The organism is Kaistia adipata DSM 17808 (assembly GCF_000423225.1).
Classification (GTDB): domain Bacteria; phylum Pseudomonadota; class Alphaproteobacteria; order Rhizobiales; family Kaistiaceae; genus Kaistia; species Kaistia adipata.
This window is the reverse complement of sequence record NZ_KE383992.1, coordinates 2,971-23,834: the sequence shown is the minus strand read 5'-3', so window position 1 is coordinate 23,834 and position 20,864 is coordinate 2,971. Positions and strand designations below refer to the sequence as shown.

Here is a 20,864-nt window from a genome sequence, read left to right as displayed (position 1 = left end):
CAGCCGTCAGGCGTGGAGATCGGGGCGCCACGGTTGAGCCGGGCCGGAGGGGCTGCTACGACGGCGATATCCGCAGCCGCCGCTGCTTCGCCGCGGCCAACGAGGACAACGCTCTGCCCCGCGCCGACGAACTCAAGGCCGCCCTGATCGCCGACGGCGTCGATATCGACGCCGCCGAAGCGCTGGCGCGGGCCGCGGCCGATCTGCCGCCGCCGCATGTCAGCACGCCGGAAGAGATCGAGGCTCGCCGCGCCGTGCGCCGCGCCCGCATCGCCCGCGAGAAGGCCGAAACCGGAAAATCCGAGAACTGACGCCGCCAGGGTCCTGGCGGCGGACGAAGCGGGGGGCGCCGCTCGACGCCCCCGTATGACTACAGGGTGCCGGCGAGGTAGCGTTCGAGCGTCGCCCGGACGCCATTCGTCCAGAGGCTGTCCAGCGCGCGCGCAAAGCCGGCCGAGAAGCGCTCGTTGCCGCCGAGATCGCCATAGATGTCGCGCATCGCCAGCCAGGCCCGCGGGTCGTCCTTCGCCTGCCTGGCGGTGGCGTTCAGGCGCTCCCAGCTCGGATCGTTGGGTTCGACCGGGGCGCCGGCGTCGGTCGTGCCGAAGCAGTAACGGCACCAGAGCGCGCTGACGAGCGCGAGGCCGAGGGCGTCGCGGCCGGCGGCGAGGCTGTCCGCCGCCGAGGGGATGATGAACTTCGGCTGGCGGTTGGCGCCGTCATGGGCGAGTCGCCGGTTGGTGTCGCCGATCTTCGGATTGCCGAAGCGGCTCTGGCAGAGCGCGAAATAGGCGGCGAGATCCGTGTCCGGCACGGGCGGCACGATCGGGATGATGTCGTCGGTCTCCACCTTGGTCAGGAAGCGCGCGATCTGCTCGTCTTCCATCGCCTCGTGCACGAAGTGGATGCCGAGCAGGCTCGCCGGATAGGCGATGGTGGCATGGCCGCCATTCAGGATGCGGATCTTCATGTGCTCGTAGGGCGCCACGTCGGGCACGAACTGCACGCCGACCGCTTCGAGCGCCGGCCGCCCGGCGGGGAAGTGGTCTTCCAGAACCCATTGCCGGAAGCTCTCGCAGAACACCGGCCAGGCGTCGTCGATGTCGAAGTCGCGGGCGAGGATGTCGCGCTCGCGCTGCGATGTGGCCGGGGTGATGCGGTCGACCATGCTGTTCGGAAAGGCGACGGTCCCGCGCACCCAGCGCGCCAGCGCCGGATCGATCTTCTCGGCCAGTCCGGCGACGGCGTTGGCGGTGACATGGCCATTGCCGGGGATGTTGTCGCAGCTCATCACGGTGAACGGCGCGATGCCGGTGTCACGGCGGTGGACGAGGCCGGCCAGGATCAGCCCGAAAGGGGTGCGCGGCGCCTCGGGATGGGCGGCGTCGTGGATGATGTCCGGATGCGTGGCGTCGAAGGCCTGCGTCGCCGGATCGATGTAGTAGCCGCCCTCGGTGATGGTCAGCGAGACGATGCGGATCGACGGGTCGCGCAGGCGCGCGAGGATCGCTTCGGTGTCGCCGGGCGCGATGTAGTCGATCATCGAGCCGGTGATGGTGGCGCTGGCGTGGTCGGCTTCCTGCTCGACCACGGTGCTGAGCCAGTCCTGGCCCTTCAGTTTCTCCTGGATCGGCTTGTCCGCCTCGCGCACGCTGGCGCCGACGATGGCCCAGTCGTGGCCTTCGCCGCGCTGGAACAGGTCGTTCAGATAGACCGCCTGGTGCGCGCGATGGAAATTGCCGAGGCCGAAATGCAGGATGCCGGCGCGGAGCGCGGCGCGGTCATAGCCGGGGACCGTGGCGGTGGTGATCTCGGACAGGGAAGGAAGCTTGTGGGTCAACTCGGCCGCCCTGATGGCTGATGGAACGGGGTTTTCGCGCATCGGCGCGGGGCCGCCCAGCCTGATCAGATCGGTATCGAAATGCAAGCGGCACTAGCCGGTTGAGCGTGGATTGGACCGGCAGGGCCACGGCCGGGAATGGCAGAGGGCGCATGCCCGGCGAACGAGGCGCCGGTTCTGAACCGCGCTGATGGCGCCCCCCTTCCGTCGATGGGGCTCGATGGCCAGATGGCGGAGGGGGTGCGAGTTCGCGGGCGTCATGCATTCCCGAGCATGATCAGCAATTTTTCGAAGCTGATTTTGGCTCTTTCCGCCGATGCTGCATCGGGTTGGCCGTTCCGCGGCTGCATATGCTTGCGCACATTGCTTGGGCTGTATCCGAATTGCTGCGTGAACGCCCGGCTGAAATTGGCCGCGGACTCGAAGCCGAAGGCATAGGCCACTTCCGCAATTCTCTGCGAGTTGCTTGGGTCGAACAGGATCGCATGAACCGTCGACAGACGCCGCCTGCGGATATAGTTGGCAACGCCACCCGAACTGGCGAAGAGCTCGTAAAGCCGGGTGCGCGAAATGCCAAGCTCGCGACAGAGCGTGTCCGGCGTCAATTCGGCGGAAGCCAGGTTACCCTGAATGAAGCGGCGGGCTCGCGCCATCAGGCCGATTTGGGTGGTGCGGTCATCATCCCGGTCGCGCGTCACGAGGGGCGCGACGGTCTCGAATACCATCTCGCGCAACCGGTCCTTGACGGAGGGCAGGTCTTCGCAGGTGATGTGGTCTAGCTTGGCCGCAAGGCTGGCCAGGTAGTTGATCAGCAATTCGGCTCGCAGGCCGCCAAGGATCGCGTTGTTGCTGGTTGCGGGCAGGCCTCCGCAATCCGCGAACTCATCGACGGGGACGATCAGCGAAACCGCTTCCGTGGCCAAGGCGCGGCCGCGGAACGGCGTGCCCAGCGAACGGATTTCCAGGGTGCCCGGCGTATTCATGGCGACGCGCCCGTCGACACCCGTCCAGGTGCTGCCCTTGCGCAGGAACGTGATGGTCCAGTGATCGACGGGGCTGAACTGCAACTTCTCCTGTGTCCGCTCGAAGCGATAGGCAGGGGCGGTCTGCTGCAGGAGCACCATGCCGCCCAGGTCCCACGCGGTCTGGCTGACTTCGAATCCGTTATCGGGGTCAGTTTCGTCCGGCAGCCGCGTCTCGACCAGGATGGACATGTGAGCCCGCCAGGCGGCGAACTGTTCCTGCCTGGGGAGGGGGTTCGTCGCAAACCGCAATGGAACAAGGCATGGCCGCCGCGCCATGGCGTCACCCAGCGGAGCCTGTTCCATACGGGGCCAGTGCCGTCGTTCGACAAATGGCAACCGGGCCGTTTCTTCTTTGTCGGACATCGTGATTTTTCGAGACATGCCTCTCGGTCGGGCTGGTCCACGTTTCTCGACGTTTCGGGGAGGCGCGGGCCTTGCCGGCCCGCGCCTCCCCGCAATTGCTCCCGCTTCAGGAGGCGGCTACCACTTCACGCGGAAGCCGGCGGTCCCCCTGAGGTCATAGCTGTCGGCGACGTTCTCGAGGCTGGTGTTGATCAGACCCTCGCCGTAGATCGAATACTTGTCGTCGTTCCAGTCATAGGATCCGCCGAGGCCGACGCCGCCCCACAGACGGTCGGGCCGGCTGGAGAGGGTGGCACCGGACACATCGACGGAGGTGCCGTCTAGGAACTCGTAGTAGAGGTTGGCAATCCCGTAGACATGGCTGCGAGACACCAGGCCGTCGTCGGCGCGCCAGGATTTGTTCTGGTCGAGCGACAGGCCGAGACGACCACGCAGGCTGTCATTGTTCAGCAGCGAGATCGAGGCAATGTCCCGGTCATCATAGGTCTGCGTGAACGAGTCGAAGTCGACGGAGGAATAGACCAGCTGGGCCTGCGGGGTGAGCGACAGGCCGTTGTCGAGGCTGATCCGCTTGCCGGTTTCCAGCGACAGGGCATAGCCCGTGGCGTCATTGCCGGAAGCGAGGTTGCCGAGCACGTCCGAGCCGAGATCGCTGTCGTACCAGCTCACCTGCGCCTGGCCGTCGACATAGAAGCCGCTATTGCCATACCAGGTCAGCGTGCCGCCGAAGCCGGCGCCATCCGTGCTGATCGAGCCATTGCCGAACGAGGACGAGATGTCGGCTGACGCGTGGCCGTAATGCGCCGTCACGGCGCCGACCAGCTTGCCGGATTCGTTCTCGAGGACCGGGAAGTCCACGCCGGCCTGGAACTTCAGCGTGTCGAAGTCATAGTCGGAACCCGTGGTCGAGGCATTGGGATCGATCGCGGTGTGCGCCGCCTCGATGCGACCCCAGATGCCGCGGCCCTCGATCCCCGACAGGGGCTCGCCGGCCAGCTTGGAATCGCTGGCGGGCGTTCCGCTCCAAGACCGGTTGCCGACGCGCTGCTGCAGGGTGGACAGGCCGTTCAGGCCGAGCAGGACACCCGCATAGGCCTCGAAGACCGGCGCGCCAGGCTGGTAGAGAAGGCCGCCATTTCCCGAACCAGACGGAGCGACCTGCGAACGCAGATACCAGTCGCCGTCATTCGGGGTCGAGAGGCCGTCCTTCCACAGCGTATAGCCATAGGCGCCGCCCAGCACGGCCTGCTGGCCGGCGATCTTGTAGTCGCCGATCAGCGAGAACGTGCCGTCGGAAGCACCGCTGACGTCGATGATCTTGATGCCCTCGACCGTCGGTGCGCCCAGTCCGCCGGTATTGTTCACCGCGACGCGGGTGGTGCCTTCGGCCGTGCCACCCTGGAAACGGAGCTGGTCTGTCACGGAGGTGTCGTCGCCGAGCACCGTGTCGATCAGCAGGGCGCCGCCATCGCCCGAGTACTGGCCCTGGATGGTCAGCGTATCGCCGGCAACGCCGACGCCTGCGGGCGTGGCGAGCGAGACGAGGCCGTCATTGTGGAGGCCGCCGACGATCAGGACGCCGTTCCCCACCGCGTCGCCGCGGGAATAGAACGCGCTCGTCGCGTCGATCGACAGGTTGCCCCACGAGTCGTAGTCGGTGTTTTCACTGACATCGAGCACGGAATTGTGCAGGAAGATGCCGTTCGACATGTCCGTCGCCGCGCCGACGTCCGTATCCGTGCCGGTCGACAGCTTCAGCGTGGTGTTGACGAGGTTGATCGTGTCCCACGGGCCGAGCGCGTCGGCATCATAGCTGCTGTTGGCGTCATACACGTTCAATGTGTCGCCGACAGTCTTGCCGCCATACAGCGAGGTGATGCCGGAGAAGCCGCCATGCAGGTTCAGGACGTCGACGCCCGCGCCGAGCTCGATCCGACCGACGATGCTGTTCGAGGCCTCGGAGGCGTCCTCGATGGTCACCACGCTGTCGCCATCGTCGTTGAAGATCGCCAGGTTGCTGTTCGCCCGGACGGTCGAACCGTCCTTGACGTGGATCCGGGTCATCACGCCGGCATCCGTTGCCGTGTAGATGCCCCAGCCGCTGCCGGCTTCGATATTGCCCCGGGTGGTGATGGTGAGGTCGTTGTTGGCGTCGGGATCGGTCGGGTCGACGGCGTCGGAATGGTCGACGACATAGATGCCGTAGTCGGCGCCCTTGGCGTTGTTGATGTCGAGGTTGACGTCCTTGACGGCCCCATTGTCGAGATAGAGCTCGATGGCGTCGTCGCCGGAGACGATGGAATCGCGCACCGTGATGTTGACCGAGCCGTCGCCGCTGTGGACGGCATTGATGCCGTCGTCAGCGGCCGTGATGTTGTTCACGTCGATGGTCAGGTCCTTGGTGGTCCAATCCGTGTCGAGCCAGACGCCGATGAAGCCTGCGTCGATATCGTTGGCGGTGACCTTGACGTCGCCGGAACCCCAGGTGTTGAACCGAATGCCACTGGCGCCCGACGTGACATCGTTCACCTTGATCGTGAGGTCGGTCGTGTTCGCATTCGCCTCGAGATTGATGCCTTCGTTGCCGGCGTAGATGTCGCCGACATCGATGGTCGTGGCGCCGGCGGCAGAGCTCGGATCCACATCGATCCAGATGCCGTTGGTGCCGGCCGTGATGGAGTCGCGCACCGTGATGTTGGTGTCCCCGGTACCGCTGGAGTAGCCGAAGATGCCGTTGGCATTGGCGGATGTGATCTTGTTGACGTCGACGGTGAAGTCGTGCGTCTGCGGACCATTGTCGACATAGATGCCGTTGTTGACCGAGTCGATGTTGTTGGCCGTGATCGAAACATCGCCCGTGCCCTGATTGCCAGTCGCCAGGACGCCGTAGAGCCCGGCGTTGATATCATGGACATCGATGGTCAGGCCGTCGGTGTTCGCCCCCATATCGGCAACGATACCCGAGTAGCCCGCGCCCGACGTGACATCGTTCGCGGTGATGGAAAGGGTGCCGGAACCATTGTGGATGGCGTTGATGCCCCGCCACGCCCCTTCGACGTCATTGACGTCGATCGTCAGGTCGGTGTTCGCGCCCGCGGTGGAGACAAAGACCCCGTCGTTGCCCGAGCCGGTAACATCATTCGCGGTTATGTTGACCGCGTCAGAACCGTCATAGTCGATGATATTTATGCCGTACCCGCCACCATTTACGTCGTTGACGTCAATGGTCAGCCCCATCTGATTGCCGGTGCCTTGGTAATAGATGCCCGCGCCGGTGTTGCCTGTGATGGTTCCGTTCGACTCTACGGTAACCGTGCCGGTGTTCGTGGCGTTCAGATGAATGCCAGCATTGGCTCCCGTGATCGAAGACGCATTCGTATCCGAGAAGGTCACATCACCAACGCCGCTGCTGTCGATACGGATGGCCGTGTCGTTGGCGTCGATCCCGAATCCCGGAGCGGTCGTCACCGTTGTCGTCCCGGAATTGTTGATCACAATTGGCGCGTCGGCGCCGGGCGCGCCCGCGGCGCCCGAGCATTCAAAGTTGATGTTGTCGGACGTGCTGCAAGAGCCGGCATAGGCGGCGGAACCCGAAAACGCGACGACACCCAGCGCGACCAGTCCGGCCGAGGCGAGCTGCGGCGCGACGCCACCGACGACGCCCTTGTACTTGGTCGCACGGCCCCCTCTCACAAGGAACGAGCGCCAGCCGGACTCCTGCTTCGAGCACGCATTGCTCTCTTCGCCAGCGGATTTCATGAGATTTACTTTGCGCATGGTTCGTTCCTGATGGTGCTGGTGGCTGTTCGAGGTCATGGGAGGCAATCGGGGCCGGGGGGGCGGGCGATCCGAGGGCTCATGGGGCTGGGCGACGTCCGGAGCGGATGACGCGGCGCGCCAGGGCGCGGCAGGCGGCGGAAGGCGGCCGTCCGGTCGCAGGCGGACTGGTCGCGCGCGACGAGCCGCCCGGGGCGGCGCAGAGGCGCGCGGGCGGGATCGGCGATCCGGCTTGGATCGCCCGGGTTCGCGGAAGCTTCGTTACGGGGATCGGGAGCCGCGATGCGCGGGAGCGTTCCGGCGAGGACCGGGACCGCGCAAGGAGGGCGGTCGGAGCGAACCGACGAAAGGAGCTGGCGGGATTTCGGGTGGCCAGGGCGCGGCGATCATCGGGCAAGTCCCCCGCCGCTTCCCGGATAGGCTCAACGGATATGGATGGCCGCACGCGCCCCGGTTCGGCTGGTCTTTCGAGCAGAACCCGATCCATGTCATCCCCGCCTGCATGCGGTGCCGGGATCGTTGCCGATCTTGCGATGCGCCCGCCTGCATTTCTCAATGGAGCGCGCCGAACGCGAGCTCTTCCCCTCCCTTCAAATAATTGCCGGAACGACCAGTCTCAATTTCAGTAACTTTCAGATCCTGTCACTTCCTGACACTTGGAAGAGCTTTAGGCGAAAGTTTTACTGGTCGGAATCCTGCGAAAATACCTTGCGGAATCTGGATTAAGCGGGTCACTCTATTCGGTGAAGGCGAAGCCTTGACCACGGATCGCATGCAGAGGGAGCAGCATGTCGCACTTCTGGGCTCTACGACGCAGGCGGCTCGCTATGGTGTCCAGATGGGCGTAGTTGAAGTCATAGACGTCCGCGCCGAGCGCCTCGACGAGCGCGCGGCGTTCGACCGTCTGGCCGCGCTCGAGGAACAGGCGATCGAGGAAGCGCTGCTCCGACGTGGTGAGGCGGAGACGATGGCCCAGGCCGTCGGTCAGCACCCATCCCCCCTCCACCAAGGCCCATTGCGGGACCGGCGGCGGCGCGGAAGCGCGGCTCCTGTCGAGGCGGTCGTTGAGCGCCACCACCGTGGCGGCGAGCTCCCGGACATCGATCGGCTTGACGAGATAGGCGTCCGCGCCCGTGCTGAGGCCGCCGACCCGGTCATCGATCGAGCCCCGCGCCGTTGCCATGATGATGCCGACCGATTGCGAGCTCCGCAGATGGCTCGCGATCGACAGGCCGTCTTCGCCCTCCAGGCCAATGTCGAGGATGACGATGTCGGATGGCGTGGCGGCGTAGGCCCGGTAGAGGGCGGCGGCATCGTGGAACCCGCGGACGTTCACGCCGAGCCTGGATAGGCCAAACACCATCTCCTCGCGAAAATCCTCGTCATCATCCACGATATAGACGAGGGGACCGATCGCGGCGTCGCTCTCCCTACCCACTTCCCCGGTCATCCCCCAAGCTCCCGATGCAGCACTTCGACAGTCTTCGATTTCATCTATTGGTTGCGTTGTCCATCCCGCCCGGATGCCTGCCGCCGCAAGTCGCCTGGGTCCGCCCGGCGTGGCCGGCGGGCTCGCGCGGGGGGCCGCCTTCCGGCGGCGACTGCCACGCCGTTGCCGATGATTCCGCCGGCACGCTCATCACCAACAATATCGCTTCCGGACAATCCGACATGCCGCTTGAGCTCCATCCCGAACGCATTGGCCGCCCGAGAGGCAAGCAAGGCCAATGGATGGATGCGGACCGGATGGAGGCATGTCGATGACGGGCACGGCGATGGAGGAGGCCGTTTCGGGCGTTCGCTCTCTCGGCGGGGAGGGAGAGAACCATGGGCTGCCGCGCAATGGCCAGCGCAAGCGGCAGATGCGGATCGTGCGCCGGGTGACGCTGATCGTTGCCGTCGCCTGGCTGGCGCTGGTCGCCGGCACGGGCTGGTGGATGTCGCAGCGCATCCTGACAGAGCAGCTCGACAGCCTGGCAGCGAGCGCCGAATACGAGGCCACCACCACCGCCCGCGTCATGGACCGGTTGTTCACCGAAATGGTCAGCGTCGCCAACATGGTGGCGAACCAGGCCCAGGTGGTTCAGCTCGCGGCCCGCTACCGCACCGATCCGCCCGGCGCCATCGACCTGACGCGGCAGCAGCGCGCCGCCCAATTCACGCGCGACCCGCTGGTGCGGGCGGTCGGCGACTTCATGAACGGGCTGGCAAGCGATCTGGACTATGCCCGCATCTACATGAACAACATGTCGGACGATACGGTGACTGCCAGCAACTGGGCCGAGCCGGACAGCATCGTCGGCATGATCTATTCGGGCCGGCCCTATCTCCTCGAGGCGCTGCGCAACGGCACGGGCTCCTCCTTTGGCATCGCACGCCTGAACAAAACTCCATCCTATTTCGTAGCCAGCCGCATCGATGACGACAGTGGTGTTCCGCTGGGCTCAGTCACGGTGAAGTTCGATGCGCCGGACGTGGCGCACTACCTGACAGGGCGCCACGTGGCGTTGATCGTGAACCGCCAGGGGCGCGTGATCACCACCTCGTCCGAGCCCTTCATGCTGCGCAACGTCGCGGCGCTTCTGCCGCCAGGCACGATCGCGCCGCCTGACGGCGAGGAAGAACTCGGTGAGCCCATGGCCGTGCGGGCGTTGGCCGAGGCCGGGCAAACCGACCAATGGCTCATCGAAGGCAGGCCCTATCTCCTGAGGCGTCAGGCGCTAATGAATACGCCTTACCGACTGCTCACGCTGGCTGCGCTGGATGAGTTGGCCCCGATGCGCACGCAGCATCTGGTGACGGCGGGGTTGGCGGCGGGGCTCGGCCTCGCCCTGATCCTGCTCGGCGGCCGCATCGCGACCCAGCTTGCCGAGCGTCGTCTGCGCGCGGAACAGGATCGCGTGATCGCGATCTCGAAGGCGGCCGAGCGCGACCTCACGATCAAGGTCCGCGAGCGGACGTCGGAGCTTGCCGAAAGCAACGCCTCGCTCAAGGCGGAGATGGATCGGCGCCATGGGCTTGAGGCGAAGCTCAGGCAGTCGCTCGATTCCGTCAACGACGCCCTGGCCCAGCAGCGCGACTTCGTGGCGGTGGTATCGCACGAGTTTCGCGGACCGCTGGCGGTGATCGCGGCGGCGGCCGACAATCTCTCGCATTTCGGGGCCGAGGGCGCCGACAACATCAGGTTGCGCGCGACCAAGATCCGCCAGACGGTCAAGCGGATGTCGATCCTGATCGAGAATGTGCTCGCCGGCGACCGGCTCGATGCCGGCGAGGCCCCGCACGCGATGATCGAGACGCTGGACCTGAACGATATCCTCGAGGTCGCCAGGGCCGGGCTCGATGATGATTCCGCCGAGCGCGTGCGCGTCCTGCACGGCCGCGAAGTCCTGGTCCGTGGCGACCGCTACCTGCTGGAGATCACGCTGCAGAACCTGATCCAGAACGCGCTGAAATACTCGCCGGCCGGAAGCCCGGTCACGGTTCGCCTGAGCGTCGATCCGGAGGTCGCGTTCGTGGACGTGGAGGACCGCGGCACCGGCGTGCGGCCAGAGGACCGGGAGATGGTCTTCGCGAAATACTATCGCGCCGCGGGCCAGCGGACGAACGGATCGGGCCTGGGTCTCTACATTTCGCGCGAGATCGCCCGGCAGCATGGCGGCGACCTCACCCTCGTCGCCAGCCGTGCCGACGGGTCGACATTCCGTCTCTCCCTGCCTCTCGTCGAGGCGGCAGGCCGGGACGATCCTGTTTCGGGCCGGACGACGCCTCTCCGCAACGAATTCGCCGACCTGGGCGAGGATTGAGAATCCGGGGATTCGATTTGCGACAGCGGATGGGCATGGGCCATCCGGCCGACGCGACAGCGGAAGCGCTCGGCTTGAATCGCGTCGTCCGCGCACGCTGACGAGCGCGGCGGCGAGCAGGCTGCATCGGCGGCGGTGAAGGTCCGGACAGATGCCTGTCCAGCGACCCGTTGCCAGGCAGTTTCAAAGCTATCGGCTTGGATGAATGGCGGGCCGAAGCCGACGAAACGGAGAACTACACCTACGCTATAGCCCTCTAAATTGAAGCAAGAACGAATGGCTAAAATGGGGTGCGAAGCGGAGTAGCGGGTTCCAGCGGACATTCCATGAAACCCGCCTTTCAGGCACAATCGCGATCTGGTGGCACCTAGTCCCGAGTTCGGACGCTCAACCCGCTTATCACCCGATTTTCCTAAGCCGCGACCAACTCGGCAATCTTAGCCGCAACTGCCGCCATAGATTCTTCGGCAGTGTTCAACCCAGCCCGAGACGCTAGTAGAAGGCTGACCTTCTCAAGTTCCTCGTACGTCGTTCCGTGTACAACTGGCACGAGCCGCTCACGTCGAAGAAGCGCTGAAAGCTCTTTGTCCGCGACACCTTCTGCCGGTAGGCGACGCAACATGGCCGGCGTAACCAGCACGATACCTACGCGAGAGTTCACCAAGCCCTTGTCAATCGCCCGCATCATTGGCACCCCAAGGCCGAGGTCCTTTTCGCTAAACCACACGCGAACACCGCGCGCTTCGAGAAGGTCATGAAGGTCTTTCGCGGCCCCCTGTCGGTCATCCCACGCGTGGCACAGGAAAACGTCTCGGAGATCAGGCTGCGAAACTGCGAGGCTTTCGACAGATTCACGGACAGGAGTAAGTGTCCTCACTTCTTCAGTCGTGTACCACACCCCGGAACTCGATGGGGACCAGCGCGGCTTTGAGCTGCGCTGCCCCGAACTGCCACCGCCCCGGTTAACCGACGAAGAAGGGGTGGGAGATGGCCGATAGCTACTATAATCACTGTAACTGCCGTAGCTGCCATACCCCCCCGAGCGACCATAACGCCCTCCGCATGCGGGGCAGTCGGCTGCCGCCGCCGCCGAGCGGTGTCCCCTTACTGGTGCAGTACATCTAGCCATATGCTCTCCCCCTCCTGCTCATCCACTGTTCTGTCGGAACGTTGAAGTTGTTTTCCAGCAAGTCAGCGGCCGCTACGTTTTGACCGGTAGCCACTCCGCCGCCGCCGTAGGCCGCGTTCAAAGAGCTTATCGTGCAACAGTGATACAAGCCTATCTTGCCATCCATCAGTATGCACTACGCGATCAAAGTGTGCGTCCTGATCGCGGAGAAGATCGAGCCGCGACCGTTGCGATGCTTCATTCCAATCTTGATACAGCAAATAGACCGCGTTGCCGTATCTAAGGTTCTCGAACACGACTAAATCGTCAGCAAACTGTGCTCCGAAATATGAGCCGAAGCCGCCCTGACCGCGTATGTAGGCCCTCGGCTCGAAACCCTCGAACAGTCGCACCCGCTCGCGAACATGCTTCTCAAAGTCGGCGGCGTTCGTCGGATCGGCCGATCCCAACAAGCGAGCAACAACTTCGTCAGCGTTGCCCGGCGGGAAAATTTGCCAGTCCAGCGCGACGGTTGAAATGTATTCTTCGCGCGTCGCGTCGCTCGCGAACACGCCCGTGACGCCCGTATTCTCTTGCAGGACGTTGATCGCCCAAAGCAGCATTAAGTCGAACTCGGCTGCGCTTCGGCTAAGCATGGGCGCGAGAGCAAATTTGACTACCACCTGCTCGCCGCCTCTATCTTCAAGTACACTCGCTTCGATGGTCATGCCCTGCGGTTCAAAAATTTGGTGCTGGTAAACGTCTTTTGTCCAAGAACGCATTGTCCAGCCGTTGCGCGCGCCGTCCCCGAAGTTGGGTGACTCGAAGGTCCATGTCTTCTGGACCATCGGCCAATCCTCACGCTTACGGTCCCAGCCATAAGCGTTCCGCTCAGACCACTTTCCTGCATCGGCAGGGGGGTGGGTTGGACCAACGGCGATGATGAAGGAGCCGTCTATGCTTAATCCAGCGTGACTATACTGCCCCGCTTCAATATCTTCACGTTTGATTTTCTTTGTCGCAGCGACAGCGATGAAGTCGCCGTCAATGTCATTAAGTGCGCTCTGCACAAACGGCGGAATTATAAGGTAATTTCTTTTCCATGGAAAACGCTTTGCCATTGTTCAGCCCCCCGCTGCGACGAAGAGCGTACGGGGCCGAGAATGATCAAGCAAGAACCGAAATGGAAGTATTCCAAGTAGAGGTGACAATCAGTGGTAGTTTTGTCGGGAATGGAGTGGGAAGCTGCCGTGTGCCGCTACCAGAATATCGGGTCATAGCTTAGAATCGGCGGCTTTCTAAAATAGTCGCACGTGACCTAAAGCATGACATTGCCGCGCGCATTCAACGTTTGGATGGACTTCGCCCCTGCCATTTACGTCTGCGGCTTGGAGCCTAGAATTTTGAACGCGGAAAGATCAGCCCCGAAAGCCTTTCTGAAACTGTCATTTGCCCAGCCTCTGAAAGACTGTTCATCGTAATTGTCAGACATCCAGCTAAAATCACAATTGAACGGCCCATCGCGCAAAATCCATTGCTCGGTTAATTCATAGAGCGCCATCGTGCCATAAAAGCGATTGAAGGTTTCCATCACAGCCTTTTCAGAGCGGTCGGGCCATTTTCGGGGGTATACCCCGTCCTTGTCGGCCTTGTCGCTAAACAGCGACAAGTGGCGCAACCATACTTGTCGGAAATCCACCTCGCTCGGATGACCTGCCATATATGCCCCCGGCCAGCAGAAAAAGTGCGGATGTTCATACTTGTCTTTACACATCGAAATGTAGTGCGAAAGAAAGACTCTGATATTCAGGTTCTCAGGGTTGAATTTGAATGTCCGGTGCTCCTCCATAAGCCGCTGAACAAGCGGATATTCCTCCGCCCATCGCACTACCTCTTCCAAAGCTGCCATTGGATGGTCGTAATGGCGCGCTTTACAAAGCTCGCTTGAAACCTCAACATATTCCTCTAAAGATAATTTCTTTATCGCGGATTTCAAATTCGGTGCGTCTTTGATCGCGAAGCAAAATTCGGCAAACCGTATTCCTACATCGACGTGGTGGATCAAGTTTTCCAAATGGCCGAAATCAAACGGGAGCCCGCGCGTAGGATTGATCGCGAGATCGCACACCAAAAGGAAAAGCGGGACAATCGGGTCGGAAAGAGAAGAGGGCCATTCCGTTTCCGTATGCTTCAGGAAGCTTTCAAAAGCCTCAACGTATATGCCTGAGAGATAGCCCTCGGTTCGCCACTCCTCGCAGGTCAACGGCTCGTCCCGCGCGCGATTAAGAAAATCAAGCTGAATGAAACGTGCCTGCCCTTCGTAAATCGCGTGAAGTCCAACATAAGGAAGATGCACGTTTGAGTTTTTTACAAACCCCTCATGGCCTTCTGTATGTAAGCGAAGAGTTTCTTCGCTGAGGCGCTCTAGGCTTGGCAAAAATTGGAATTCTGGATCGATAGCACCTGAAACCAAGCCGATAAGCTGTCCGTAAACGATGCTATACATATATCCAATGTCTTCGAAATGATTATCTTTAATCATCCATTGTATTGCCTGCCTTGGGCGAAGAGCGTATGATTTATAGTAGAATATATCGAGCGCATTATTTACAGCAAAGTTTGCTGGAGCGAGCTTTTCCTGAGCCTCCCATCCTTCGTCCAGCAACACCTCATCGGTATATCGTTTCAGCGATTTGATCGGGCCAAACCTTTTCAGGCATTCCCGAAGCTCGTCCATTGTCGAATGTAGCTGCGAGAAATAGCTCAGGCTCAGCAGCAGTCCTGACGTCGAGCCCACATGCTGCCACCAGTGTATGGTCTCGTGAATGTAGGTCGAGTAAGCCTGTATCGCTTCCCAAGGGATGGGACCGTCGCCGTATGCGTTTACCTCAAGCTTATCCACCAGCTCATGATTTTTCGGGCTGAGGCGCAGCACGAAGCGCGTGGTCTCATATGAACCGTGCGCACGCAGCGTCGCGGCGAATGTCAAAGGCACCTCATAGTGGTCCGCTTGTGGATCAAGCAGGTCGTGACGCAGCTCAGAAAACTTACGGCCGCCATCTGTCATAGCGTATCGCTCGACGAGGTTTCGCAAGCCTTGGCAAGGTCTTGCCGATAAGGCGTGGCTATCTGAGACGGCGCATTCGCTATGTAGATTTTGGCTTTTGAGAGAGCTGAGCCTTCCAGCTTTGCGAGGTGGACGGTTAATTCGTCCAGGGTTGGAATCGAACCCCTATTTCCCTTCATTCCCGGCAGCAGCGCGGTCCATACAACTGCCTGCACTCCATTCGCTGTTGCCCACTCGGCTATAGCATCGCTCGATAGATATTCTTTTTGAGTATCGTTAGGCCAACGGCCGATTGAACTTTCATAGGGCACGCCCTCCCTTACCCTGAGCGCCTCAACGGCTTGAGCGACGGTCTCCACATTCAACTCGGCCCACAGCGTGGGAACGCGATGATCGCTTTCAACTATGACGAGTGTGATATGATCTGCGGAGGATTGCCGAGCAAACTCCACCGGAAGGCTAGGCCCGTTAGAATGCCAATCGCCAATTATAGGCAAATCACGCGGCTCCCATATGAGCGAACCCCAGCCGATACAGGCGATTTTAGGTGCTGAGTTGGTTTTGATGTTGCCCATCAGACGACTGCCATCCACCGAGTGGCGGGGATAGCACAGGTCGCGCCGTCATAGACAAACGCGACACTATACCGCGCGCGTGTTGATGCAACATACATCTTCGCCACCGACTTAGCTACATGAGTGAGGTCTCCGGTTTTCAGCCATTTCTTAGCAAGTCCGTGCGGGTAGATCATGACGCGGTCGAACGTGAGCCCTTTCGATTCTCCAAAATTCATGACTCCGGGAAGCTCGCAGTTCGTTGCTGCGGAGTAGCGTAGAGCCTGCGGCGCGAACTGATGCATGTAGGCGTCCACGTCGGCACTTTTGACGAGGAACACGCCGTCGTGTCCTGTGATCGTGCCATTGAGTGATTTCGTTTTCGGCTCGTTCGGGAAGAAGCTGTCGCCAAGATTAGCAAGCGCCTGATTGCAGCGGTAAGTTTCGCTCTCGTAGTCAATCGAGACTAGTCCTGCCTTCTTCCATGCTTCGAACTTATTGATGATAGCCGGGCCTCGGAAAGCCTTGTTCTTCGGAGCATTGTTGGTGGCAAAGGTGGCTTGGCGGTGATCGCCGACGAACGTCACCCTGACGTTCGACCTGAGCATCAGCTCCAGCAAATCTAGGTCGTAGCCCGCCATGTCCTGAATTTCGTCGATGATGATATGGGCAAACCGCTGCCGCAACCTTCGCATCACCGAACCGCCGGATTTGGCGTCGCACGCGCAGATGAACTTCGAGATTTTATCGGAGTAGATTAGGCGGCCATCGGAAAAATAATGTGCTGCCGTGTTGGCCTCCGGCGCATAAATGACCGACTTTCCTTCGGTCCAAAAAAATCCATCGATCCTGCGGGAGTGCATTGCTGACTGGTAGGGGCGGGCCAGTTCATGCAAGAGGAACGTGTACCACGAAATCACCTCGACATGCGGAGGGATCGCCCTTGAGCGTTCATGCATCTTGAGCCCGATCTCGCGGATATTATTCCGCGTGTATGTCACAAGCGCCGTAATGCCTGTGTCAGCACCTAGCGCCTGATCGACGACGCGGGTGGTCTTGCCGCCGCCGGCGGCGGCTATAACGATGCGGCTAGCGGATGGCATCGGCTATATAGTCCGGCACGGACCAATCCACGGTGGTCTCGAAGAACCTCAAGGCTACATCTGCCTTGTTCTTGACCATGTATTCGATGGCGCTCGCTTCGTCGGTGAAAGTCTTGCCGAGTACCGCATTTATGGTTGTCAGCCCGTTCTTTTTGACGAGCTGTGGCTCAAGGGTCTTGGCCGTCTCGTCCGTGTCGTACCGGATTTTGACAACATCCGAGGTGAGGTAATTAGCATATTTCGCCAGCAGCCCGGCCACGCTGCCATCATTGTCGGTCACGACATCGGTCTCGGTTTTTAGCAGAACCGCAATTTCGAGAAAGCGTTTAAAGGCGAGGGAGTTGACGGAAATCACGTCGACTCCATCTTCCAGTGGCATCTTTCCGTGCTTTTTTTGGTAGCCGCGCTGCACAATCAGCTCGTCGGATGGGCCTTCGACCAAAATGGACCGCTTAGCGAGAATAAGACGCAGCGTGTCGTGGCCCGGCAGCTTCATGAAATAGTCTTGTGTTGACGTATTTGCTAAATCAGAAAGCCGAACGCCGCTGCCTCGCTGGAACAGGAGCACCGACTCTACGCCCAGTTTGTTCAGCACAAAGCTGCTATGGGTCGTAATAAAAATCTGTCTCGTGCCCGCGTTCGCGGAAATATGCCCGATCAACTCGTTGAGGCTGGCGTAGGAGAGATGGTTTTCCGCCTCTTCGATCAGGATGATGTGGGACTTGGCGGACGTCTCCATCGCGAGCTTGATCTTGACGGCGTTCTGCTCACCCTTGCCGACAAGCGTGAGCGGAATGTCGTCGAGGTGGGGCATTACCCCTGCCTCCCAACTCGCACGGGCCGACGTGTCGAGCGAAACAGATATGGTTTTCTCGCTGATCTTCCCTTTTTTTAGAGCAAGCGCGTCATTGATTGTTTTGACCTTGGGCTGCTCCAGAAAGCGGTCCTTCATCAGACGATAAGTGAGAGCAAGATCGACTTTTTCTTGTGCCGACAGGCTCTCTTTAACAATGTCCACGACATACCTGCTTGCGGCAGCATTGTTCTTGAGCGTGCTGGCGTCGATGAGGCTCGCGTGAAGTGGAATGTCGCGAGAGTGGGCAATGTCGTTGCCTGCAAAGTTGCGCCATACGATACGATAATATTCAATCGGAACGGTGCGAATTTCTGCGGGATCGCTGACATACTGAATGAAGTCTTCGGCATGTGATGGATTAAGCTCAATGCTGAGCGATACGCCGGGGCGGTCTATTTTAAGCGAATTGTGATCGCCCTTGAGCTTAGTCAGGTTCGGGTCGTCGGCGAGATAAACCTCAAGGAGGATGTGCGGGGGGTGTGGTTTCTCGCCTGCTGCTAGACTATCGATGTATTTGCGTACAAGGTCGAGATTGAACAGATACGGGTGCATCTCCACCACAAGCGGTCGGCCATTGAGCTGACCGGACAACGCGAGGTGAACGGCTTCAAGAAGCGTAGATTTTCCGCATTCGTTGTTTCCGACGATCACGTTTAGATTGTCGTTCATTATGACATCCGCTGCTTTTAGGCAGCGGTAATTTTGAATAACGACGCGATGTATGAACACTTTGACACTCCCCCTGTGTCCTAGAATAGCATCGAGACTCCCTGAAGCAAAAGGTCAATATCCGCCTGTTGGTTGCTCGGCCATGGTTCAGAGCGCGAAACTCCTGAAGGCATCCAATCCGCTCAGGGTTGACCGGGAGTGTCCAGAGGAGCTCGAAAGCTCCTCGGTTATGGGTCAATGGGAGCAGGAACGCTTCCTTGTCGATGGGATTTGGGGAGGGCCGAAGTCTCCCCATTGGCGCGGAACTGGCTCGATGCCGTTTGAACCGCTGAAATATCCTTTCTGTTCAGTCTGTTGCAGGATGTTTGCGACGGAGAAAAGGTGGTGGCGTGGCTTTGCCACTCGCTGCCCTCCGGCTCTCTACAGCGCAATGTGGAAGCGCGTTCGCCTCCGGGCCGGCACGGCCGCCGCCGCGCGATCCTCAACAATTTTGCTAAGGGCCTTGCCCTCGCGCCAGCAAGGTAAGTGGAACCGTCCGGGGCGGCATCCCCAGCCTTCCGCACCCCGAGGGGCTTGTGCATGCCGGGTGATCCCCCTCCACCCCGGTCGCCCTTGCTCGTTGCTACCCCAGTCTCGGCGACGGCCAGAAGGTCAGGCGCGGCGTTCCGCTTCGCTGACCTTCAGACCCGAGGATCAGAGACATGACCAACATATCCGAGAGCAGCCCCCGCATCTATGTGGCCTGCCTTGCCGCCTACAATAGCGGCTATCTGCATGGGGCTTGGATCGACGCGGATCAGGACGCGGACCAAATCAGGGATAAGATTGTGACCATGCTGGCACGGTCCCCCATCGCGCACGCAGAGGAATACGCCATCCACGACTTTGAAGGCTTCGAGGGCATCACGATCAGCGAATATGCCGGCATCGACACCGTGGCGCGTATAGGCGCTTTCATCTCAGAGCATGGCGCACTCGGCGCGGGCTTGCTGGAGCAGTTCATCGGCGACATGGACCAAGCCGAAACCGCCTTGCAGGACTGCTATCATGGTCAGTTTGGCAGTCTCGCCGATTACATGGAGGAACTGACCACCGAGAGCATCACGATTCCCGAGGCGCTACGCTACTATGTCGATTGGCAGGCAATGGCGCGAGACGCTGAAATGAGTGGCGACCTTTTCACCGTAGAGACCGCACATGATGAGGTCCATGTGTTTTCCAGCAGATGAAGGCCGGTCGCTTGCTCGCACATGCGGGCGACGACTGTAAAACTCAACGAGATAGTGTTAAGAAGAAAATAACCAATATTGATCGCGTTAGATGATCAATATATCTGCTTTGAGCATCTTATATTACTTGAATAGATACTTGAATCTCTCTTGTCCGGGCGCAGCCTCGCGCGCCCCGGCTTTGAGAGGTGACGCCATGCTAAGCATCGACTGGCGTTTGCCGGCGGCATACAGACACGCGAAGCAAATTCCGGCCGCCGGTTTCGCTTGGGAATACCTGCGCCGGAATGACGATTATCGTCAGGACTTCGAGACCATCGCTAGGACCGGGGAACCGACCGGCAGTGACCTCGAAATGTTTGCACATCGCTGGGGCTTGCGATTTCCCGTGCGATCCCGACGCGCAGCATGACCCGCAATCGCCGATCTGGAATCCGAATCTTCACCCGCAAGCGGTGATGTTGTCGCCGGTCGATCACAAGAACGGCGATACCGAACCAATATTGACGCTGGCGCATCTCGATGGCCTTGACTTGCGCCGCGCCGCCGATGGTTGGCACGGCATCTGGCAGGTGGATGGCGTCGCGCATCAATTCTGGCTGCCCGATGCCGTGCCCGATGCCGCCGCATTCTACGCCGTCACGTTGCCGATGGATTCGTTTCTGGAACTGCGTGCTCACGCGGCCCGCCGATTTTGGCGGTCCCTCAACGGTCGCGCGCCCGGTCCTGATTTCCGAGCCGTGCCTGCCCAACTCCGGCAATGGCATATCTTGACCCTGCGCGCGCTTGACGCGCGGTTGCGCGGCGAAAGCTATCGCACCATCGCTGAAGTCCTGCTCGGCTTTCGCGGCACGAAGGAGGATTTCGAGAGCGATCCGCGCAAGAACAAAGCCCGCCGCCTGGTCGCGCACGGCATCAAGATGATGCGCGGGGGCTATCGCCTTCTGCTCCACTATCCGATCAAGCCCGACAAGCGTTGATGGGCACGGCCATCGACCTCACGCCCTATTGGCTGCCGCCTGCTCCAGAATCTTCCGATAGCCTTCACGCGATAGCCATTGCGCGCGTTCGAGATGGCTTTGCCAGCAACGGCGGGTCAGCAGTTCCTCAGCGGCCGGATCACGGTGCAGCACGATCCGCGCGACTTCCTTCCAGTCCGCGCCCTCGGCCTTCGCATCCAGCAAACGCAGATATGTGACGTAATGTTGTTCGTCATAGACGGTTATGGTGTCGCCGGTCGGCGCTTCATCGTCCACATCTGGATCGAGTTCGACGGGAACCCGCATAGTCATTCCCCGTATCCGAGAGAGCTTTGTCTGCGGTGCGCCCCCGCAAACGATTCTCTCTGACTCTTGGTGATCGGGGAGTTAGTAACCGTCACGAAACGGCCCCATGGCCTTTAGCTCGGAAAGCCTGTTGTATACGCCACAGGCTCCCCGACCATAGGTCAAGGAGTTGGTGCCGTTC

The 20,864-nt window shown here is 60.8% G+C and carries 16 protein-coding genes; 5 read left to right on the top strand and 11 right to left on the bottom strand.

Going from position 1 to position 20,864, the window contains the following annotated elements; all coding sequences use genetic code 11:
- Positions 1 to 370: 370 nt before the first annotated feature.
- The 4 genes from G539_RS0120385 to G539_RS0120370 all read right to left on the bottom strand — a co-directional run bounded on the left by G539_RS0120385 (position 371) and on the right by G539_RS0120370 (position 8,455).
- A complete protein-coding gene (locus tag G539_RS0120385) occupies positions 371 to 1,840 on the bottom strand; it encodes a mannitol dehydrogenase family protein (RefSeq protein WP_029076845.1) in 1,470 nt (489 codons plus the stop codon).
- A gap of 257 nt (positions 1,841 to 2,097) precedes the next feature.
- Complete coding sequence (locus G539_RS0120380) at positions 2,098 to 3,228, bottom strand: helix-turn-helix domain-containing protein (protein WP_029076844.1); 1,131 nt, start codon at positions 3,226 to 3,228, stop codon at positions 2,098 to 2,100.
- 117 nt (positions 3,229 to 3,345) lie between these two features.
- Positions 3,346 to 7,005, bottom strand: a complete 3,660-nt coding sequence (locus G539_RS0120375) for an autotransporter outer membrane beta-barrel domain-containing protein (RefSeq protein WP_245576926.1) — start codon at positions 7,003 to 7,005, stop codon at positions 3,346 to 3,348.
- A 736-nt stretch (positions 7,006 to 7,741) separates the two neighbouring features.
- Positions 7,742 to 8,455, bottom strand: coding sequence for a response regulator transcription factor (locus G539_RS0120370; RefSeq protein ID WP_029076842.1), 714 nt, complete (start codon positions 8,453 to 8,455; stop codon positions 7,742 to 7,744).
- A 14-nt stretch (positions 8,456 to 8,469) separates the two neighbouring features.
- Between G539_RS0120370 and G539_RS27435 the strand changes: the two genes are divergently transcribed.
- Entirely contained in the window at positions 8,470 to 8,769 is a 300-nt protein-coding gene (locus G539_RS27435) for a hypothetical protein (protein ID WP_156912081.1), read from the top strand.
- On the top strand, positions 8,760 to 10,811 hold the full coding sequence (locus G539_RS26395) for a sensor histidine kinase (protein WP_245576925.1): 2,052 nt from the start codon (positions 8,760 to 8,762) through the stop codon (positions 10,809 to 10,811). The genes G539_RS27435 and G539_RS26395 overlap by 10 nt, the downstream gene beginning before the upstream one ends.
- A gap of 412 nt (positions 10,812 to 11,223) precedes the next feature.
- Here the strand turns inward: G539_RS26395 and G539_RS0120360 are convergent, their stop codons facing one another.
- The 6 genes from G539_RS0120360 to G539_RS0120340 all read right to left on the bottom strand — a co-directional run bounded on the left by G539_RS0120360 (position 11,224) and on the right by G539_RS0120340 (position 18,228).
- Positions 11,224 to 11,940 carry a toll/interleukin-1 receptor domain-containing protein gene (locus G539_RS0120360; protein ID WP_029076841.1) on the bottom strand — a complete coding sequence of 239 codons (717 nt, stop codon included), beginning with the start codon at positions 11,938 to 11,940 and terminating at the stop codon, positions 11,224 to 11,226.
- 62 nt (positions 11,941 to 12,002) lie between these two features.
- Positions 12,003 to 13,040: a hypothetical protein gene (locus G539_RS0120355; RefSeq protein WP_139208202.1), complete on the bottom strand. Its 1,038-nt coding sequence runs from the start codon at positions 13,038 to 13,040 to the stop codon at positions 12,003 to 12,005.
- Between the two features lie 254 nt (positions 13,041 to 13,294).
- Complete coding sequence (locus G539_RS0120350; protein WP_029076839.1) at positions 13,295 to 14,986, bottom strand: hypothetical protein; 1,692 nt, start codon at positions 14,984 to 14,986, stop codon at positions 13,295 to 13,297.
- On the bottom strand, positions 14,983 to 15,561 hold the full coding sequence (locus G539_RS27240; protein ID WP_156912080.1) for a hypothetical protein: 579 nt from the start codon (positions 15,559 to 15,561) through the stop codon (positions 14,983 to 14,985). The genes G539_RS0120350 and G539_RS27240 overlap by 4 nt, the downstream gene beginning before the upstream one ends.
- On the bottom strand, positions 15,561 to 16,643 hold the full coding sequence (locus tag G539_RS0120345; RefSeq protein WP_029076838.1) for a UvrD-helicase domain-containing protein: 1,083 nt from the start codon (positions 16,641 to 16,643) through the stop codon (positions 15,561 to 15,563). Before G539_RS0120345 ends, G539_RS27240 begins: the two co-directional genes overlap by 1 nt.
- The gene (locus G539_RS0120340; RefSeq protein WP_029076837.1) at positions 16,630 to 18,228 is read right to left on the bottom strand and encodes an ATP-dependent nuclease; all 1,599 of its coding nucleotides are present in this window, start codon (positions 18,226 to 18,228) and stop codon (positions 16,630 to 16,632) included. Before G539_RS0120340 ends, G539_RS0120345 begins: the two co-directional genes overlap by 14 nt.
- A gap of 641 nt (positions 18,229 to 18,869) precedes the next feature.
- Here G539_RS0120340 and G539_RS0120335 point away from each other — a divergent pair.
- The 3 genes from G539_RS0120335 to G539_RS0120330 all read left to right on the top strand — a co-directional run bounded on the left by G539_RS0120335 (position 18,870) and on the right by G539_RS0120330 (position 20,377).
- Positions 18,870 to 19,397, top strand: a complete 528-nt coding sequence (locus G539_RS0120335) for an antirestriction protein ArdA (RefSeq protein WP_029076836.1) — start codon at positions 18,870 to 18,872, stop codon at positions 19,395 to 19,397.
- 91 nt (positions 19,398 to 19,488) lie between these two features.
- Positions 19,489 to 19,809 (top strand): transcriptional regulator domain-containing protein, encoded by a 321-nt coding sequence (locus tag G539_RS27635; RefSeq protein WP_342665076.1) that lies wholly within the window; start codon positions 19,489 to 19,491, stop codon positions 19,807 to 19,809.
- A 46-nt stretch (positions 19,810 to 19,855) separates the two neighbouring features.
- On the top strand, positions 19,856 to 20,377 hold the full coding sequence (locus G539_RS0120330) for a DUF2285 domain-containing protein (protein WP_029076835.1): 522 nt from the start codon (positions 19,856 to 19,858) through the stop codon (positions 20,375 to 20,377).
- An 18-nt stretch (positions 20,378 to 20,395) separates the two neighbouring features.
- On the opposite strand, the gene G539_RS0120325 is transcribed toward G539_RS0120330, so the two are convergent.
- Positions 20,396 to 20,683, bottom strand: coding sequence for a DNA -binding domain-containing protein (locus G539_RS0120325; protein WP_029076834.1), 288 nt, complete (start codon positions 20,681 to 20,683; stop codon positions 20,396 to 20,398).
- Positions 20,684 to 20,864 lie beyond the last annotated feature (181 nt).

Coding starts and splice junctions, on each gene's coding strand:
- G539_RS0120345 (WP_029076838.1), bottom strand. CDS start 16,643: ATGCCATCCGCTAGCCGCATCGTTATAGCCGCCGCCGGCGGCGGCAAG.
- G539_RS0120350 (WP_029076839.1), bottom strand. CDS start 14,986: ATGACAGATGGCGGCCGTAAGTTTTCTGAGCTGCGTCACGACCTGCTT.
- G539_RS0120335 (WP_029076836.1), top strand. CDS start 18,870: ATGACCAACATATCCGAGAGCAGCCCCCGCATCTATGTGGCCTGCCTT.
- G539_RS0120375 (WP_245576926.1), bottom strand. CDS start 7,005: ATGCGCAAAGTAAATCTCATGAAATCCGCTGGCGAAGAGAGCAATGCG.
- G539_RS27435 (WP_156912081.1), top strand. CDS start 8,470: ATGCAGCACTTCGACAGTCTTCGATTTCATCTATTGGTTGCGTTGTCC.
- G539_RS0120325 (WP_029076834.1), bottom strand. CDS start 20,683: ATGCGGGTTCCCGTCGAACTCGATCCAGATGTGGACGATGAAGCGCCG.
- G539_RS27240 (WP_156912080.1), bottom strand. CDS start 15,561: ATGGGCAACATCAAAACCAACTCAGCACCTAAAATCGCCTGTATCGGC.
- G539_RS0120370 (WP_029076842.1), bottom strand. CDS start 8,455: ATGACCGGGGAAGTGGGTAGGGAGAGCGACGCCGCGATCGGTCCCCTC.
- G539_RS27635 (WP_342665076.1), top strand. CDS start 19,489: ATGATCAATATATCTGCTTTGAGCATCTTATATTACTTGAATAGATAC.
- G539_RS0120355 (WP_139208202.1), bottom strand. CDS start 13,040: ATGGCAAAGCGTTTTCCATGGAAAAGAAATTACCTTATAATTCCGCCG.
- G539_RS0120330 (WP_029076835.1), top strand. CDS start 19,856: ATGTTGTCGCCGGTCGATCACAAGAACGGCGATACCGAACCAATATTG.
- G539_RS0120380 (WP_029076844.1), bottom strand. CDS start 3,228: ATGTCCGACAAAGAAGAAACGGCCCGGTTGCCATTTGTCGAACGACGG.
- G539_RS0120360 (WP_029076841.1), bottom strand. CDS start 11,940: ATGGCTAGATGTACTGCACCAGTAAGGGGACACCGCTCGGCGGCGGCG.
- G539_RS26395 (WP_245576925.1), top strand. CDS start 8,760: ATGTCGATGACGGGCACGGCGATGGAGGAGGCCGTTTCGGGCGTTCGC.